Annotated in this window: 19 protein-coding genes; 9 read left to right on the top strand and 10 right to left on the bottom strand. The window is 73.0% G+C overall.

Annotated elements, in window-relative coordinates; translation table 11 throughout:
* Positions 1-12: 12 nt before the first annotated feature.
* Positions 13-540 (top strand): hypothetical protein, encoded by a 528-nt coding sequence (locus OG247_RS05685; protein WP_327251170.1) that lies wholly within the window; start codon positions 13-15, stop codon positions 538-540.
* Positions 541-635: 95 nt separating this feature from the next.
* Here the strand turns inward: OG247_RS05685 and OG247_RS05680 are convergent, their stop codons facing one another.
* Together OG247_RS05680 and OG247_RS05675 are read right to left on the bottom strand one after the other, a co-directional pair.
* Positions 636-2,138, bottom strand: coding sequence for a DEAD/DEAH box helicase (locus tag OG247_RS05680; RefSeq protein ID WP_388495697.1), 1,503 nt, complete (start codon positions 2,136-2,138; stop codon positions 636-638).
* Positions 2,139-2,232: 94 nt separating this feature from the next.
* Entirely contained in the window at positions 2,233-2,727 is a 495-nt protein-coding gene (locus OG247_RS05675) for a MarR family transcriptional regulator (protein ID WP_327251169.1), read from the bottom strand.
* 105 nt (positions 2,728-2,832) lie between these two features.
* Here OG247_RS05675 and OG247_RS05670 point away from each other — a divergent pair, with 105 nt between their 5' ends.
* Positions 2,833-3,201 (top strand): HGxxPAAW family protein, encoded by a 369-nt coding sequence (locus tag OG247_RS05670; RefSeq protein ID WP_327251168.1) that lies wholly within the window; start codon positions 2,833-2,835, stop codon positions 3,199-3,201.
* On the opposite strand, the gene OG247_RS05665 is transcribed toward OG247_RS05670, so the two are convergent.
* Positions 3,119-4,168, bottom strand: coding sequence for a 2-oxoglutarate and iron-dependent oxygenase domain-containing protein (locus OG247_RS05665; RefSeq protein ID WP_327251167.1), 1,050 nt, complete (start codon positions 4,166-4,168; stop codon positions 3,119-3,121). The genes OG247_RS05670 and OG247_RS05665 overlap by 83 nt on opposite strands.
* A gap of 222 nt (positions 4,169-4,390) precedes the next feature.
* Between OG247_RS05665 and OG247_RS05660 the strand changes: the two genes are divergently transcribed.
* Both OG247_RS05660 and OG247_RS05655 read left to right on the top strand, forming a co-directional pair.
* A complete protein-coding gene (locus OG247_RS05660) occupies positions 4,391-4,597 on the top strand; it encodes a cold-shock protein (protein WP_112449244.1) in 207 nt (68 codons plus the stop codon).
* 95 nt (positions 4,598-4,692) lie between these two features.
* On the top strand, positions 4,693-5,223 hold the full coding sequence (locus OG247_RS05655; protein ID WP_327257352.1) for an AAA family ATPase: 531 nt from the start codon (positions 4,693-4,695) through the stop codon (positions 5,221-5,223).
* Between the two features lie 149 nt (positions 5,224-5,372).
* On the opposite strand, the gene OG247_RS05650 is transcribed toward OG247_RS05655, so the two are convergent.
* Positions 5,373-6,065, bottom strand: coding sequence for a TetR family transcriptional regulator (locus OG247_RS05650; protein ID WP_327251166.1), 693 nt, complete (start codon positions 6,063-6,065; stop codon positions 5,373-5,375).
* The gene (locus OG247_RS05645; RefSeq protein WP_327251165.1) at positions 6,062-6,415 is read right to left on the bottom strand and encodes a DUF1304 domain-containing protein; all 354 of its coding nucleotides are present in this window, start codon (positions 6,413-6,415) and stop codon (positions 6,062-6,064) included. Before OG247_RS05645 ends, OG247_RS05650 begins: the two co-directional genes overlap by 4 nt.
* A 112-nt stretch (positions 6,416-6,527) precedes the next feature.
* Here OG247_RS05645 and OG247_RS05640 point away from each other — a divergent pair, with 112 nt between their 5' ends.
* On the top strand, positions 6,528-7,562 hold the full coding sequence (locus OG247_RS05640) for a BtrH N-terminal domain-containing protein (protein WP_327251164.1): 1,035 nt from the start codon (positions 6,528-6,530) through the stop codon (positions 7,560-7,562).
* Between the two features lie 119 nt (positions 7,563-7,681).
* Positions 7,682-9,421, top strand: a complete 1,740-nt coding sequence (locus OG247_RS05635; RefSeq protein WP_327251163.1) for a cation:proton antiporter — start codon at positions 7,682-7,684, stop codon at positions 9,419-9,421.
* Positions 9,422-9,461: 40 nt separating this feature from the next.
* On the opposite strand, the gene OG247_RS05630 is transcribed toward OG247_RS05635, so the two are convergent.
* The 3 genes from OG247_RS05630 to OG247_RS05620 form a co-directional block, all read right to left on the bottom strand.
* Positions 9,462-9,686 carry a ferredoxin gene (locus OG247_RS05630; protein WP_327257351.1) on the bottom strand — a complete coding sequence of 75 codons (225 nt, stop codon included), beginning with the start codon at positions 9,684-9,686 and terminating at the stop codon, positions 9,462-9,464.
* Between the two features lie 41 nt (positions 9,687-9,727).
* Positions 9,728-10,918 carry a cytochrome P450 gene (locus OG247_RS05625; RefSeq protein WP_327251162.1) on the bottom strand — a complete coding sequence of 397 codons (1,191 nt, stop codon included), beginning with the start codon at positions 10,916-10,918 and terminating at the stop codon, positions 9,728-9,730.
* 110 nt (positions 10,919-11,028) lie between these two features.
* Entirely contained in the window at positions 11,029-11,367 is a 339-nt protein-coding gene (locus OG247_RS05620) for a thioredoxin family protein (RefSeq protein WP_327251161.1), read from the bottom strand.
* A 101-nt stretch (positions 11,368-11,468) separates the two neighbouring features.
* Between OG247_RS05620 and OG247_RS05615 the strand changes: the two genes are divergently transcribed.
* A complete protein-coding gene (locus OG247_RS05615; protein WP_327251160.1) occupies positions 11,469-11,738 on the top strand; it encodes a hypothetical protein in 270 nt (89 codons plus the stop codon).
* 4 nt (positions 11,739-11,742) lie between these two features.
* Here OG247_RS05615 and OG247_RS05610 read toward each other — a convergent pair whose 3' ends face one another.
* On the bottom strand, positions 11,743-12,117 hold the full coding sequence (locus OG247_RS05610) for a DoxX family protein (RefSeq protein ID WP_327251159.1): 375 nt from the start codon (positions 12,115-12,117) through the stop codon (positions 11,743-11,745).
* Between the two features lie 204 nt (positions 12,118-12,321).
* Here OG247_RS05610 and OG247_RS05605 point away from each other — a divergent pair, with 204 nt between their 5' ends.
* Together OG247_RS05605 and OG247_RS05600 are read left to right on the top strand one after the other, a co-directional pair.
* Positions 12,322-12,681 carry a YciI family protein gene (locus tag OG247_RS05605; RefSeq protein ID WP_327251158.1) on the top strand — a complete coding sequence of 120 codons (360 nt, stop codon included), beginning with the start codon at positions 12,322-12,324 and terminating at the stop codon, positions 12,679-12,681.
* An 86-nt stretch (positions 12,682-12,767) separates the two neighbouring features.
* Entirely contained in the window at positions 12,768-13,997 is a 1,230-nt protein-coding gene (locus OG247_RS05600) for an RNA polymerase sigma factor (protein WP_327251157.1), read from the top strand.
* Between the two features lie 31 nt (positions 13,998-14,028).
* Here OG247_RS05600 and OG247_RS05595 read toward each other — a convergent pair whose 3' ends face one another.
* Positions 14,029-15,513: a condensation domain-containing protein gene (locus tag OG247_RS05595; protein ID WP_327251156.1), complete on the bottom strand. Its 1,485-nt coding sequence runs from the start codon at positions 15,511-15,513 to the stop codon at positions 14,029-14,031.
* Between the last annotated feature and the right edge of the window lie 161 nt (positions 15,514-15,674).

The following is a 15,674-nucleotide window of genomic DNA, read 5'->3' as shown; positions in this document are numbered from 1 at the left end:
TGGAATGTCCGCATGGGGAGAAGCGAGTACCAGATACGCCAGGGCGACCCGGAGCGCCGGACCGGGGGACCGACGGGCACGGTGGCGGTGAACACGCCGTCCGAGCACTGGCGCTACGCCCGGCACCTGGAGTCCCTGGCAGCCGTCTCCGGCCAACCCGCGGAAGCCGAGGCCGTCGCCGCCGTCCTGCGCGACCCGGACCTGGTGATGGCCGAGAGCGCGGTGGTCACGCACCTCGACCGGCGGGCGTCCGGGCTGCTGGCCGACGAGGCCTTTGTGGCCTGGGCGCAGGCCGTCGGAGCGGCCCTCGGCGGCCGCACCTTCGCCGCCCGCCGACTGCGCGAGTGGACCCTGCTGAAGGCCGTCACCCGGGGCGAGCCCTGGTCCCCGGCGGAACTCCTCGCCGCCTCCGACTGGTGTCAGCGCACGGCGGCCCAGTCCCTGCACTCCGACGAGGCCCTGCGCCTGCTCGCCGCGGGCGCCCGGACCCGCCGGGTCCGCAACGCGGCGGCGCAGCGGCTGCTGCGGCGGGCCGCTTGAACCCGTGACCTCACGGGATGCACGGGATGCACGGGAGGGCCGGAACCGCTCCCGCGGTCCCGGCCCTCCGTCGTGCTGCTTAGCGCCCCGTCGTACTACTTCGTACCGCGCCGCACCCGCGCCGCCGCACGGGCCTCGGCGGCCTGCCGGGCCTCGATGGTCTTGCGGGACTCCTTGCCCTTGCCGGGCCGCCCGGGCCGGGTGCCGATCCCGCGGAAGCCGAGGTCCGAGCCCGAGGGCCGGCCCTTGGCGTCGGTGGCCGCGGCGCCGGCCAGCGGTACGCCGGAGGGGGCCTTCGCGCCGGTGATCCGGCTCAGCGCGGCCTCGCCGGAGCGGACCTGGGTGATGGTCGGCCGGATCTTGGCGTCGGCCATCAGCCGGACGATGTCGCGCCGCTGGTTCGGGGTGACCAGGGTGACGACCTTGCCGGACTCGCCGGCCCGCGCGGTGCGGCCGCCCCGGTGCAGGTAGTCCTTGCTGTCGGCCGGCGGGTCCACGTTGACCACGAGGTCGAGGTCCTCGATGTGGATGCCGCGCGCGGCGACGTTGGTGGCGACCAGGACGTTCAGCAGGCCGTCCTTGAACTGCCCGAGCGTCCGGGTGCGCTGCGGCTGTGACTTCCCGCTGTGCAGACCCTCGGCGCGTACGCCCATCGCCCGCAGGTGCTTCACGAACTGGTCGACCCCGTGCTTGGTGTCCAGGAACATCAGCACCCGGCCCTCGCGCGCCGCGATCTCGGTCGCGGCCGAGACCTTGTCGGCCGCGTGGATGTGCAGCACGTGGTGGTCCATCGTGGACACCGAAGCGGACTGCGGGTCCACGGAGTGGCCGACCGGGTCCTTCAGGTACCGCTGCACCAGCTGGTCCACGTTGCGGTCCAGGGTGGCCGAGAACAGCATCCGCTGGCCGGCGTGGTGGCACTGGTCGAGGATCTCGGTGACCTGCGGCATGAAGCCCATGTCGCACATCTGGTCGGCCTCGTCGAGGACGACGATCTTCACGCGCTCCAGGTGCACGTCGCGCCGGCCGATGAGGTCGCTGAGCCGCCCCGGGGTGGCCACCACGATCTCGGCGCCGGTGCGCAGCGCGCCCGTCTGCTTGCCGATCGACAGTCCGCCGACGACCGTGGCCATGCGCAGCTTCAGCGCCTGGGCGTACGGGGCCAGGGCCTCGGTCACCTGCTGCGCCAGCTCGCGGGTCGGTACGAGGACCAGCGCGAGCGGCCGCTTCGGATCGGCCTGCTGCCCCGCCGTACGGGCGAGCAGGGCCAGGCCGAAGGCGAGCGTCTTGCCGGAGCCGGTCCGCCCGCGGCCGAGGATGTCGCGGCCCGCCAGGGAGTTGGGGAGGGTCGCCGCCTGGATGGGGAACGGCTGTGCCACCCCCTGGTCGGCCATCGTCGTCACCAGCTCAGGGGGCAGGCCGAGCTCCGAGAAGGACTCCACCGGCGGCAGCGCCGGCGTGGTCGTCCGGGGCATTGAGTACTCGCCCTGGGGGCCGAGGGTCCGCGGGGTCTTGCCGCCGCCCTTCGCACCGCCCTTCGGGCCTGCCTTCGCTCCGGGCTTGATGCCGAAGCGCCCATGAGGTGACGGGTTCTTCATGCAGAACCTTCCGTGAGGCGTGTTTCGAATGTTTGGGCAAGATGATCGGGAGCGCGACGCGAACGTCGCCAAAAGGCAAATTTTACCATCGGGGTTACGGGGCCACCGGCCCGAGTTCCCCGGCCCGTACCCGGTCCAGATGGGCGGTGACCTCGGCCGTCGCCCGCCCGAACCAGTCGGCGATGACGGCGATCTCGTCCGGGGTGTACTCGGCGAACACCGCGCCGAGCCGGGCGTAGAAGGGCTCGTAGACGGCGAAGATCCGGGCGGCGGCGGCGGGCTCCGCGACCACCCGTACCCGGCGCCGGTCGGCGGGATCGGGCTGCCGGCTCGCGTACCCGGCGCGTTCCAGACGGTTGAGCACGCCGGTCACCGCGCCGGTGGTGAGGTTGGTCAGCTCGGCGAGGTCGCCCGCGCCGAGCGGGTCCTTTCCGGCGCCCAGGATGTGGCCGAGGCAGGTCAGGTCGGTGACGTTCAGCCCCAGGAGCTGCGCGACCTCCTGCTGGCCGACGATGCCGAGGGCGACGTACCGGTCCATGCGCGACAGCGCTTCCTGGACCGTGGCCGCGGGGCGGGGCTTGCCCTGCACGCGGTTACTCCTTAGCATCTAAGTTACTTAGCTCGTGAGGTAAATGGCTTTCTCCGTAAGAGAACGCCTTTCGAGCCTACTGAACCGACGAAGCAGGGGAGAACGATGAGCGCTCACGGCCACGTGGACCTCGGCCACACGGTGGCGGGCTGGACCGGCACCGCGATCGCCCTGGTGGGAAGCACGGCCGCGGGCGCGGCCCTGTGCGCCTCCTGGACCCCGGGCATCTGGATCGGCCTGGGGGTCGTCGCGGCGGCGGGCGTCACCACCTGGCTGCTGCACCTCGCCGGCTGGGGCAAGCCGAGCGGGCCCCGCCCGGAGAGCCAATGGGACTGGCGGGTCCGCGACACCGCGGCGCACACCGGCCACGCCGACTGCCTCGGCTGCCGGGTCAGCGGGCCGCGGCGAGGTGCCGCAGCAGCCCCTGCGTCTCGATCCGCCGCGTCGTTGCCCGCCGCGGATAGCACCGCATGAACATCCGGGTGAAGTGCTCCCCGTAGTGGATCACCGCGGCCTCCGCGCCGCCGTCCCCGCCCCGCTGGGACCGTGCCGGGTCGAGGGGGCGGATCCGAGCGCCGAAGCGCGGCTCGTGGAAGTAGGCGAGGGCGTACCGCTCCCGGTCCGCGAGCCGCACCCGGTGCGGGGTGGACAGCAGCGCGCCGCCGGTCATGAACTGGAGGATGTCCCCGGGGAACACCGTCAGCACCCGCGCCACGGGCCGTACGGGGGTCCAGCCGGGCAGGTCCTCGGCGAAGCCCGCCGTGCTCTCGCCCGGCAGCCAATTGCGCGGGCGCACCTCACCCGGCACCGGAGGCCGCACGAAGAGCCCGCCCACCTCGTCCTGGGCGGCGATCACCAGGAGCCCGTAGTCGGTGTGGGCACCGATCCCGCGCTCCGCGGTCCGCTCGGCTGCGGGGAAGCGCAGCACCCGCATGTGGTGCCAGCCTCCGCGGGTCAGCCCCGCGAGCCGGTCGATGCCGGCCGGTCCGAGGCCGAGTCCGAGGGCCACGAGCCGCAGCAGCCGCTCGCCGAGCCCGCCGACGCCCGCCAAGTAGGCCTCCATGGCCGCGCGGTAGCCGGGGGAGGGCCAGGGGACGGGGCCGTGGCAGGGCAGGCCGGCGGCCGCGACCGGAGCGATGTCGGGGGTGATGGTGAAGATCTCCGAGGCGTCCGGCCGGCCGTCCGTCACCTCCTCGCCCGAGGCGATGTACCCGCTGTACGAGGTGTCGTTGACGCACGCGGCCTTCTCCGCCGCGGGCCGGGCGAAGAACCGCCGGCTCGCCGCCAGCGCGGCCCGCGTGCGGGCCTCCTGCCGTCCGTCGGCGGCCACTTGGAAGATCCCGTCGCGCTGCCAGGCGCGGACCATCGCCCCGCCGAGCATGGTGTCCGCCGTCGTTCCCGTGACCCGGGCCGGCACCCGGAACGTCGCGAGCTCACCCATGTCCGTCCCCTCTCGAAGACTCCTCCGGAGCGCCCCGCCGAGGTCCTTCCCGGGGCCCCTGCGAAGGCCTGCTCCCCCGTTTCACGGATGGGACGGAGAAAAGTTCGAATATCCGGAAGCACCCCGGTTGGCCGCGCTTGGCGTGTGCTCGAGCCGATCAATGGGCAGGATCGGGTCCGGCCGCGTGTGCGGCCGGTGGAACGTTGTGAAGGATCAGTACAGATGGCAACTGGCATCGTGAAGTGGTTCAACTCGGAGAAGGGGTTCGGGTTCATCCAGCAGGACGACGGTGGCCCCGACGTGTTCGTGCACTTCTCCGCCATCCAGACCACCGGCTTCAAGGAGCTGGCGGAGGGCGCGAAGGTCGAGTACGACGTGACGCAGGGGCCGAAGGGGCCCCAGGCGGAGCAGGTGGTCGCGATCGGGTAGCACCGCTTCACGAGCCCAGCCCGTGACGGAGCCCCGCCGGATCTTCCGGCGGGGCTCACGCACGTCCGGGGCGGACGGGTAGCGTGAGCCGGATGATGACCGGCACGCCGGACACCCGGCTGATCGTGCTGCGCGGCAACTCCGCCGCGGGCAAGTCCTCGGTGGCGGAGGGCATCCGCGACCGCCACGGGCGGGGCCTGGCGCTCGTGGGCCAGGACAACCTGCGCCGCGTCGTCCTGCGCGAGCGGGACACTCCCGGCGCCGCGAACATCGGGCTCATCGGCAGCGTGGCGCGCTACGCGCTGGACCACGGCTTCCACGTCATCGTCGAGGGGATCCTCTACGCGGACCGCTACGGCCCCATGCTCGACGCGCTGCGCCGGGCCCACCGCGGGCCGACGCACTTCTACTACCTCGACGTGCCGTTCGAGGAGACCCTGCGACGCCACGCGGGCAAGCCGCATGCGGCGGAGTACGGCGAGGCGGAGATGCGCGAGTGGTACCGGCCCCTCGACCTGCTGCCCGGCGACTGGGAGAGCGTCATCGAGGCGGAGCACTCCCTGGAGGACACCGTCGCCCGGGTCATGGCCGAGACCGGGCTGAGCACGGAGGGCCGAACCCTCTGATCACGGAGCGTTCTCCGCGACGCGGGCCGTTCTAGGGCCTGTCGGGGTGGCAGGCGGCCGGTGCGCCCCGCCCCACCCCCCGGGTGGAAGCCCCGGCCGGGTTCCGGAGCGGTCCCGGTAAGACGCCCGGCCCTGTCGGCTTCCGTGGATCACCCCGCTCGGTGGAGTGCTACGAGGAGCAGCCAGATCCGGTCCGCCAGCCCGGCAGGGTCCGCCAGGTCGGCGGGGAGATCGCCGTGCAGCCAGTCCGCCAGGACGGCGGTGAAGGTGGCTGCCACGGCCGAAGCGACCAGCTCGGGGCGCGGAGCGCCCACCGCGGTGCGCTCGGCCCGGCTGCGCTCGCGCAGCTCCCGGTACAGGCGTTCGCCGAGAGGGCCGCCACCGCCGGGCAGGAGCAGGGTGCGGTAGAGGGGGGCCCGGTCGGCCGCGCCGCCGAGGAACGCGGCGAGTGCGGCCGGGGGCCGGGCCGGGGGAGGCGGCGGCGCGGCCGTCGACGGGGCCGTCTGCCAGGCGTGCAGGGCGTCGACCGCCGCGTGCACGACGTCGGCGCACGCGTCCACCGCGAGCGCGGTGAGGTCCTCGTAGTGCAGGTAGAACGTGGCCCGGCCGACGCCCGCCCGGCGGACCACCGCCGAAACGCTGACCTCGGCGAGCGGCCGGTCCGCGCACTCGGCGAGGAGGCTCTCGCGCAGCCGGGCCCTGGTGCGGGCGGTGCGGGGGTCGGTTCGGGGGGTGGCGCCTGCTCCCGCGGCGGCATCCGTGGCGGCCGGTCCGTCGGGGCTCGCACCGGCGTACGCGCCCGGTCCTGCGGGCGGTCGCACGCCCTGCTCGCCGGAGGTCATCCGGCGAGCAGCGCCGCGCCCAGGGCGAGGGCGCCGGGCAGCGCCTGGGCGACGAGGATGCGGCGGTTGGCGGTCGCGGCCCCGTACACCCCGGCGACGATCACGCAGACGAGGAAGAAGATCTGCGTGGCGAGCGAGTCGATGACGAGGGACCAGACCAGGCCGGCGGCGAGGAATCCGTTGTAGAGGCCCTGGTTGGCGGCGAGCGGGGCGGTCAGGCGGGCCGTGTCGGCATCGAAGCCGGACAGGGCCCGGCCGGGCGGCCGCTGCCACAGGAACATCTCCAGGACCAGGAAGTACACGTGCAGCGCGGCGACGAGGCCGATGAGGATCGTTGCGACCGTGTGCACGGCCACCTCCCTGGGGGCGGGGTGAGCGGAGGGCGGTCCCCCCGACTTCCTGGACAACTGTACAGGAAGTCGGGTCGCGGCCGGCCGTCCCCGGCGCGGCTACGCTGACCGCATGACTGCGCACGTATATGAAGACTTCGCCCCCGGATCCCACCGCGAGGCCACGCTGATCCGGCACGCGCTCGGCAGCGTGCACGAAGAGGCCCTGGTCGCGGGCCTGGCGGGCGGTATCGGCTTCATGTACTTCGTGTTCGAGTACGCCGGCCGGCCGCCGATGCCGACGATCGTCGCCCAGGCCCACCCCGACCCCTGGGTCCAGGTCGCCCTGACCCGCCTGCGCATCCCGTACGAGGCCACGCGCAGCGCCAAGCCCCGCTGGAACCGGGTCGAGGCCGCGCTCGACGCCGGGGCCCCGGTGTTCTGCACCGTCGACCGCTCCGCCCTGCCCTGGCACGGCCCCGCGCCGATGGTCGAACTGGCCGCCGCCGATCCGTACGTGGTGGCCGTGGTCGGCCATGACGGTGACACCCTCCACGTCGACGACCCGGCGCCCGGTCTGGACGGGGCCGGGGGCCCGTACGCGATCGGCCGCGAGGAGTTCGGCGCCGCCTGGTCCGGCCACAAGAAGGGCCGCCACCAGATGGTGGTGACCACCGGGAAGCCCGCGGGCGACCCCGACCTGGACGCGGCGATCGCCGCCACGGTCTCCCGCCTCACCGGGCCGGTGCTCGGCAACCACTTCGACGTCAACTTCGGCTTCTCCGGCATGGAGAAGTTCGCCGCGCAGCTGCGCGACACCGGGACCAAGACCGGCTGGGAGCGCCGCTTCGCCACGCCCGAGGCCTTCGCGCTGGGTACGCGGCGGCTGTACGCCTGCCTCGAGGAGGAGTGGACCGCCCCGGGCGCCACCCGGCCGCTGTACGCGGACTTCCTCGACCTCGCCGGGCACGGGGAGGCCGCCGGGCTCTTCCGCGACTCCGGGCGGCAGTGGTCGCGGCTCGCCGAGCTGGCCCGTACGGCGGACCCCGGGGCGGACGCCGCGGGACGGCGGGAGCTCTTCGACGCCTGCGCCGGGCTCGTGGACGGCGCCCTCGCGCTGGAGCGGCAGGCGGTCGCACTGCTGCCTCAGGCGGCGCCCGCCGAGTGAGGGCCGCGCGGGGTCGCGTCAAAGGTTGAGTCGCTCAATTTTTGACGCGGCAAAACCTCTGGGCGTACGGTGGACAAATCGTCCCCGAGCACCCCTGAGGCCCTGTACCGCGCATGGAAATGACCCTCGCCTCGATCGTCGGTGTCAGCAGCATCGTCGCCGTCGCCGCCTTCTCGAAGCGGCTCGGCCTCGCCGCCCCCCTGAGCCTGGTGGTCGTCGGCATCGCCCTCAGCTTCGTACCGGGCGTGCCGGCGCTCGCCATCGAGCCGGAGTGGGTCCTCGCGGGCGTGCTGCCGCCCCTGCTCTATTCGACGGCCGTGAACATGCCCGCGTCGGACTTCCGCCGCAACATCAAGGCGATCAGCGGTCTCGCCGTCCTGCTCGTGGCCGTCACCACCCTCGGGGCGGGCTGGCTCTTCCACTGGCTCATGCCCGGCCTCGGCTGGCCCGCCGCCTTCGCCCTCGGCGCCGTGGTCAGCCCCACCGACGCGGTCGCCGCGACCTCCATGGGCAAACAGCTCGGCCTGCCGTCACGGCTGCTGACCATGCTGGAGGGTGAGGGGCTCGTCAACGACGCCTCCGCCCTCGTACTGCTGCGCTCCGCGATCGCGGCCATGGCCGGAACCGTCTCCCTGGCCGGGGTCGCCGGGAACTTCCTCTTCTCCGTGGCCCTGGCCACCGCCGTCGGCCTCGTCGTGGGCCTGGTCAACGTCCGGGTCCGGGCACTGCTCAAGGACAGCCTGCTGAACACGGCGATCTCCTTCGTCGTGCCCTTCGTCGCCTTCCTGCCGGCCGAGGAGTTCCACGCCTCCGGAGTCCTCGCGGTCGTCGTCGCGGGCCTGGTCACCGGCCATCAGGCCCCGCGCTTCCTCAGCGCCCAGGACCGGCTGGCCGAGGCCATGAACTGGCGCACCCTCGCCTTCCTGCTCGAAAGCGCGATCTTCCTCCTGATGGGGCTCGGCCTCAAGGGCCTCCTCGACCAGGTCGCCGCGGACGGGCTCAGCGCCTGGCGCGCCCTGTTCATCGGCCTCGCGGCCGCCGCCCTGGTGATCGTGGCGCGCATGGTGTTCGTCGCCCCGCTCATCGCCTCGCTGCGCAAGGACGCGCAGCGCGCCGCCGAGAAGAAGCCCCGGCTCGACTGGCTCATGGACCGGCTCGGCGCCCCGGAGTTCGAGCGGCAGGCCCATCCGCTGCGCCCCCGCAGGGAGCTGACGCCCCGCCGCAGGGAGCAGATGAAGGAGCGCGTCACCCGCGCCTCGGCCGACGTCGACTTCAAGGTCAACGAGAGCCTCGGCTGGCGCAGCGGCGTGGCCCTGGCCTGGGCCGGGATGCGCGGGGCGATCACCGTCGCCGCGGCCCAGACCCTGCCCGAGGACACGCCGTACCGCCCCCAGTTGCTGCTCATCGCCTTCGTGGTCGCCACCACCACCCTGTTGCTCCAGGGCCTGACCCTGCCCGCCGTGATCCGGAAGGTGAAGATCACCGGCGACGACCCGGTCCGCTTCCAGGAGGAGTACGGGCGGCTGCTCGACGAGGTCGCCGCCGCCGGCCGGGCCGCCCTGGACGAGCCGGGCCTCGTCCAGGGCGACGGCAGCCCGTACGCGCCGGAGGTCCTCGCCAAGGTCCGCGAGGACGCCCGGCTGGACCGCGAGGACGGGCACGGCAAGGCCCCCGCCTTCGACGGCGCGCGCGAACAGTACGTGGACCTGCGGCTCGGTGTGATCGCGGCCTCGCGGGACGCCGTACTGGCCGCCCGCTCGACCGGGATCTACAGCTCGCAGGCCATCAACCAGGCCCAGCAGGGGCTGGACCTGGACGAGGCCCTGTTCCAGCGCCTGGGCGCGGCCACCCGGCACTGAGCCGGCGGGGCCCGCGGCGGCCCCGTTCAGGCCGCCCCGCTCAGGCCTCCTCGACCCTGACCGCCGACACCGGGCAGGCGCGCACGGCCTCCCGCAGCAGCGGGTTGCCGCCGCCGTCCTCGCGGCCCGGCAGCACCGCGCCGAAGCCGTCCTCGTCCTGGGTGAACACGCCCGGCGCGGTCAGGGCGCACTGCCCGGCCCCGATGCAGACGGCCGTGTCGACGAAGACGCGGCTCGCGGGGCTCCCGGGGCTCCCGGGGTTCACCTGACCTGCCGGGTTCACCGGACCCGCGGGGTTCACCCGGCTCACCACGCCACGGGGAGTTCGAGCATGCCCTGCACGGTGTCCCCGGGCTTGAACGGGATCCGGTCCGGCTCGGCCGCCAGCCGCAGGCCGGGGAGCCGTTCGAAGAGGGTGCCGAGAGCGATCTCCATCTCGGCGCGGGCCAGGTTCTGGCCCAGGCACTGGTGGATGCCGAAGCCGAAGGCCAGGTGGTGTCGGGTGGGCCGGTGCCAGTCCAGGAGGTCGGGCTCCGAGAAGACGCTCTCGTCACGGTTGATCACGGAGGTGGAGAAGATCACCCCGTCATCGGCGCGGACGGTCACCCCGGCGATCTCGATGTCCTCGGCCGCCACCCGGAGCATGCCGTCCGCGATCGACAGGAAGCGCATCAGCTCCTCCACAGCCGCCGGCAGCAGGGACGGATCCGTGCGCAGCTCGGCCAGCTGCTCGGGGTGGCTGAGCAGGGTGAACGTACCGAGCGAGATCATGTTGGCCGTGGTCTCGTGTCCCGCGATGAGCAGGATCGCGGCCAGTGAGACCAGCTCCTCCACATCGGTCTCGCCGGTCTCCAGCCGCCGGATGATCAGCTCGTCCAGCAGCCCTTCGCCCGGATGCTCGCGCTTGTGGCCGATGAGCTCGCGCAGATAGCCGTTGAGCTGCTCCCGGGCGTCCTCGACGTCGGCGAGTTCCGGGCCCCGCAGCAGCCGCCGGGACTGGCTCTCGAAGAACTCGTGGTCCGCGTACGGGACTCCGAGCAGCGCGCAGATCACCATCGACGGCACCGGCAGGGCGAAGGCGCCGACCAGTTCGGCGCGGGGCCCGGCGGCGACCATCCCGTCGATCAGCCGGTCCACGGTCTCCTGGATCCGGGGGCGCAGGGCCGCGGTGCGCCCCAGCGAGAAGCTGGGGATCAGCATCCGGCGCTGGGTGTTGTGGACGGGGTCGTCGACACCGAGCAGGGCGGCACGCCGGTTGCTCAGACCCTTGAACCGCCTGGTGGGGGCGGGGAAGGAAAGGTTCTGCCGATCGGCGGAGAGCCGGCCGTCGGAGAGCAGGGCCCGCGCCTCGGCGTGCCCGGAGACCACCCACACGGAGCGGCCGTCGAAGAGGGTGACCCGGGAGAGCGGCCGGCCCGTCCGCAGCGGCTCGTAGGCCGCCGGCGGGTGGTAGGGACAGGTCCGGTCCTGGGGGAAGGCAATGGTTTTCTCGGACATGCAGCACCTCGCACGCGATGGTTCCGTTTCGCCGGGATCCATTACATGCCTCAGGCACCTATCCGATCCATGTGACTTTCGGCCAGATCGCGCGCCTTCGCCCGGACGGCTCAGAGATGGGCGTCGAGGAACGCCCGGAACTCGCCGGCCGTCATCGGCCCCGCCTGGGTGGCCACGGGCTCGCCGCCCGCGATCAGCACGGCCGTCGGGGCCCCCGTCACCCCGTACCGCTTGGTCTGGGCGGGGCAGCGGGTGATGTCCACGCGCACCGCGGTCAGCCGGATCCCGTACTCCTGCGCCAGTGCGGCGACGACCGTGTCCATCGCGCGGCAGGGCTCCAGGGCCTTCGGCCAGCTCCCGCAGAAGTAGGCGAGCACCGGCCCCTGCGTCATGCCGAGGATGAAGTCGAACTCCTGGTCCTCCAGTGGCTGGTGTACCCGACGTGCCATGGATGGTGCTCCGCTTCGTGTGCCGTGCGATCCGAACGGCTCCCATCATCGCCGACAGGCCCGAGGGCCCGTTGTCAGTGCCGTCTGTGAAGCTGGCCGGTATGGACGACAGGATGCTCCGGCGCCGGGTCTACGGCGCCGACCACGACGACCCCGACCCGGGTCCGCTCCCGGGGCACGCCTACGGAGAGCTCGTGGGCGGTCCCCTCGACGGACTGCTGCTCGACATCACGGGCTGGAGCGGACCGCAGCTCGCCGAAGAGGCCCGGCTCCCCACGGAGATAGGGCGTTACGGACCCGGCGGCCGGGCCCACTACCGCCGCCGCGCCGCCGATCCCGGCCACTGGGACTGGGCGGGCGACAGCCGCTGAGGCTTCAGCCCGCCGCGTTCCGGCCGACCTTGCGGGCCCACAGCACCAGCGGGACCTGGAGCGGCAGCCGGCCCAGGGCCACGGCCCGCAGGGCGGGGGAGCGGTGGCGGGCGTCGGCGGCCATCTTGACGTTCGCGGGGAACACGCCGACGAAGAACGCCGCCGTCGCCAGCGCCGCGACCCGGCGGGTACGCGGGTGCGCGACGCCGGCCGCGAGCGCGAGCTCCGCCACGCCGCTCGCGTACGTCCACTGGCGCGGGCTGCCGGGCAGCGAGCGCGGCACGGTCGCGTCGAACTGCTTGGGGGCGACGGCGTGCGCCACCGCGGCGCCGGCCAGCAGACCGGCGAGCAGGAGCGGTGAGGAGGGCATGCGCGGCATCGAGGATCCTCGCGGAGGGGCCTGGGCCCGGCGATCCTACTCGCCGGTAGCTCAGGGTGGGGCGGTGACCGGATGCTCCGCCGCCGAGCGCGCCCCGAAAATCTCCGAAGATTTTTCCGGGAAGCTGTCGATCCCGGCGTCTCCCGTTCGACGCAGGGGTGAGAGGCGGGGAGGGTCCCCGTCCTCCACCACCGAGGAGTCACCATGCCGCGCTTCCTTTCGATGATCCGCATCGACGAGCAGAACCTCACCCCCGACACCCCCTTCCCGGCCGACTTCAACGACCGCATGGGCGCGCTGATGGAGGAGATCACCAAGGCCGGGGTCATGCTCGACACCGCCGGCCTGCTCCCCACCTCCGAGGGGACCAGGGTCACCTGGTCCGGCGGGAAGCTCAGCTACACCGACGGGCCCTTCACCGAGACCAAGGAGGTCGTCGGGGGGTACGCCCTCATGCAGTGCAAGGACAAGGACGAGGCGCTGGAGTGGACCAAGCGCTTCCTGGAGATCCACCCCGAGAACTGGACGGTCGGCGCCGAGCTCCGTCAGCTCGACGGAAGCTGACGGCAGCCGGCAGCCGGCGGCAGCCACAGCCGCGCGCCGTTTGCCCTGCCTCGTCACGGCTGCTCTGATGGGTAGCCGTGACGGCAGTGAGTACGACCCGAGCGGTCGAAGCGGTGTTCAGGATCGAGTCCGCGCGGATCATCGCGGGCGTCGCCCGGATCGTGCGCGACGTCGGCATCGCCGAGGAGATCACCCAGGACGCGCTGGTCGCGGCGCTGGAGCAGTGGCCCGTCTCCGGGGTGCCCGACAAGCCGGGGGCCTGGCTGATGGCCACCGCCAAACACCGGGCCATCGACCTCGTCCGCCGCAAGGAGACCTACGCGCGCAAGCTCGCCGAGGTGGGCCGCACCCTGGAGGACGTCCCACCGCCGGAGGAGGAGGGCGCGCTCGCCGACCCCGAGTCCATCGACGACGACCTGCTGCGGCTGATCTTCACCGCATGCCACCCCGTCCTCGCCACCGACGCCCGGATCGCGCTGACCCTGCGGCTGATGGGCGGCCTCACGACCCAGGAGATCGCCCGCGCCTTCCTCTGCCCCGAACCGACCGTCGCCCAGCGGATCGTCCGGGCGAAGCGGGCGCTCGCGAAGGCGGGGGTGCCCTTCGAGGTCCCGTACGGAGCCGACCGCGAAGAGCGCCTCGCCTCCGTCCTGGAGGTCATCTACCTCGTCTTCAACGAGGGCTACTCGGCCACGGCCGGCGACGACCTCGTCCGCCCCGCCCTGTGCGAGGACGCCCTGCGCCTCGCCCGGGTCCTGGCCGGCCTGATGCCCAAGGAAACCGAGGTCCACGGCCTGGCGGCGCTGCTGGAGTTCCAGGCCTCGCGGATCCCCACCCGCACCGGCCCCGACGGGGAGCCGGTGCTGCTCGCCGACCAGAACCGGTCCAAGTGGAACCGCCTGCTGATCCGCCGCGGCGTCGAAGCCCTGCACCGGGCGGGAACCGGCCCCTACTCCCTGCAGGCCGCCATCGCCGGTTGTCACGCCGACGCCGTCCGTTACGAGGACACCGACTGGCGGACGATCGCCGCCCTCTACGGACGGCTCGTCCTGCTGATCCCGTCACCGGTGATCGAGCTCAACCGGGCCGTCGCCGTCTCGATGGCCGACGGCCCGGCGGCGGCGCTCCCTCTGGTCGACGCCCTGACGGCGGAGCCGGCCCTGCGCTCCTACCATCTGCTGCCGAGCGTACGGGGAGACCTGCTGGAGCGGCTCGGCCGCCCGGCGGAGGCACGCGCGGAGTTCGAACGCGCCGCCTCGCTCACGCGCAACGCCCGCGAACAGACCCTGCTGCGCGCCCGCGCGGCCCGCCTCTGAAGCCCGCCGCTGTCGGGAGACGCGAACCGGATCAGCCGCGGCGGGCGAACGCCGCCACGTCGAGCGGGGTCCGCGCGGGCCGACGCGGCGGGGTCAGCGCGATGGGACGGCGGAGCGAGCCGTGGCGGGCGATCTCCCGGACCGTCTCGCGCAGGGCCTCCAGGAAACCGTCCATGGTGCGGCGGGCGGCGGGGGTGTCCGAGTAGATCGAGTTCATGTGCAGCCCGTCCGCGTCCCGCTGGAACCAGGAACAGGCGCCGTTGGCCTGCGCCGACCACACGTGGGAGGTGGGCCGCCAGTCCTCGTGCCGGTCGGCGCCCGGGCACTTGCGCATGTCGATGTACGAGAAGAAGTTCACCGGGTACGGCCAGGAGCGGGCGGCGAACTCCCGGGGAGCGAGCAGCTCCCAGGCCCGCACGAACGGTACGTCGATGTGGTCGATCATCTCGTTGAAGCCGGCCCGTACCGAGGACATGACCTGCTCGAAGTCCCGGCCGGGCGAGGCGTCGAACTCGATGGGCATGGTGTTGACGAACCAGCCCACCGAGTTGCCCCAGCCGGCCCGACCGCGCTCGCTCACCGGCATGAACCCCCGGTAGACCCCCGGCCCGCCCGCCTCGCGCAGACACACCGCGACGGCGGCGAGCACGCCCATGAACGGCTTGCCGTCCACCGCCAGGCACGCCTTCTCGAAGACCTCCGCCTCGGCGGCGTCCAGCAGTGGGGAGGCCTCGTTCACGATCGAGTACATCCGGCCCGGCTCCACGCCCAGTTCGAGGGGGAAGCGCGGGAAGAACTCGCCGCCGCCACTCGCCATGAACTCCTTCCAGTAGCCCAGCCGTTCGTCGTCCGCGTCGATGGAGAGAAAGCGGGCGCGCTGCTCCTCGGCGAAGTCGAGATAGCTCGGCGCGGGCGCCGCGTCGGGCAACTCGCCGCGGCGCAGGGCCTCGTAGCCGGTCTCGACCTCCTGGACCACGATCGGCATCGACATCCCGTCGCAGACGATGTGGTCGAAGGCCAGGTAGACGGTCGCCGAATCCTCGCGCAGTACGGCGCCCATCGTGAACAGCGGCCAGGACAGCGTGTCGATGCTCCGCTTGAACCGCTCCACCAGGAAGCCGGTCAGTTCCTCGGTGCGGTCGAAGTCGGCGACCTGGACGGTGTCCAGGGCCAGTTCGGCGGCGGGGATCGGAGCGCACGCCAACTCGCCTGCCAAGCGCCGGAATTCACAGCGCAGCACCTCGTGGCGGCGGACGAACGCCAGCAGCGAGCCGGTCAGCGCGTCCTCGTCCAGGGGGCCCGCGACCTCGAAGGTGACGGCGATCCACGACGCGGTCGGGTCGTCGGCCGCGCGGCTCTCCTCGGCGACGGTGAAGTGCTTGTCCTGGTTGAAGGAGGCCCTCCTGTCCGCCGTGCCGTCCGGACCGGGGGACTGCACCCCGGCCGTGGACCGCAACCGCCACTCGACGACCCGGCCGGGTGCCATGTGGTGCATCTCCAGAGGAAACTGCCGCATTCCGTCATCCCTTCGACCCCCGAGTCAACCCCGAGCGCCTAACGACACCCGGGCCACGGAAGTGACGCGCGCCAGGGGGTTCACCGGGAGGCGCGCAGCGCGGACCGGGTGCACGGGCCCGGCGCCCGGCTCCGGCGGGCGGTCCCGGTGACCGGCCCCGA

Source organism: Streptomyces sp. NBC_01244 (genome assembly GCF_035987325.1).
GTDB lineage: Bacteria > Actinomycetota > Actinomycetes > Streptomycetales > Streptomycetaceae > Streptomyces.
Note: the sequence above shows the minus strand (reverse complement) of the source record. Positions and strands in the feature narration are given on the sequence as shown.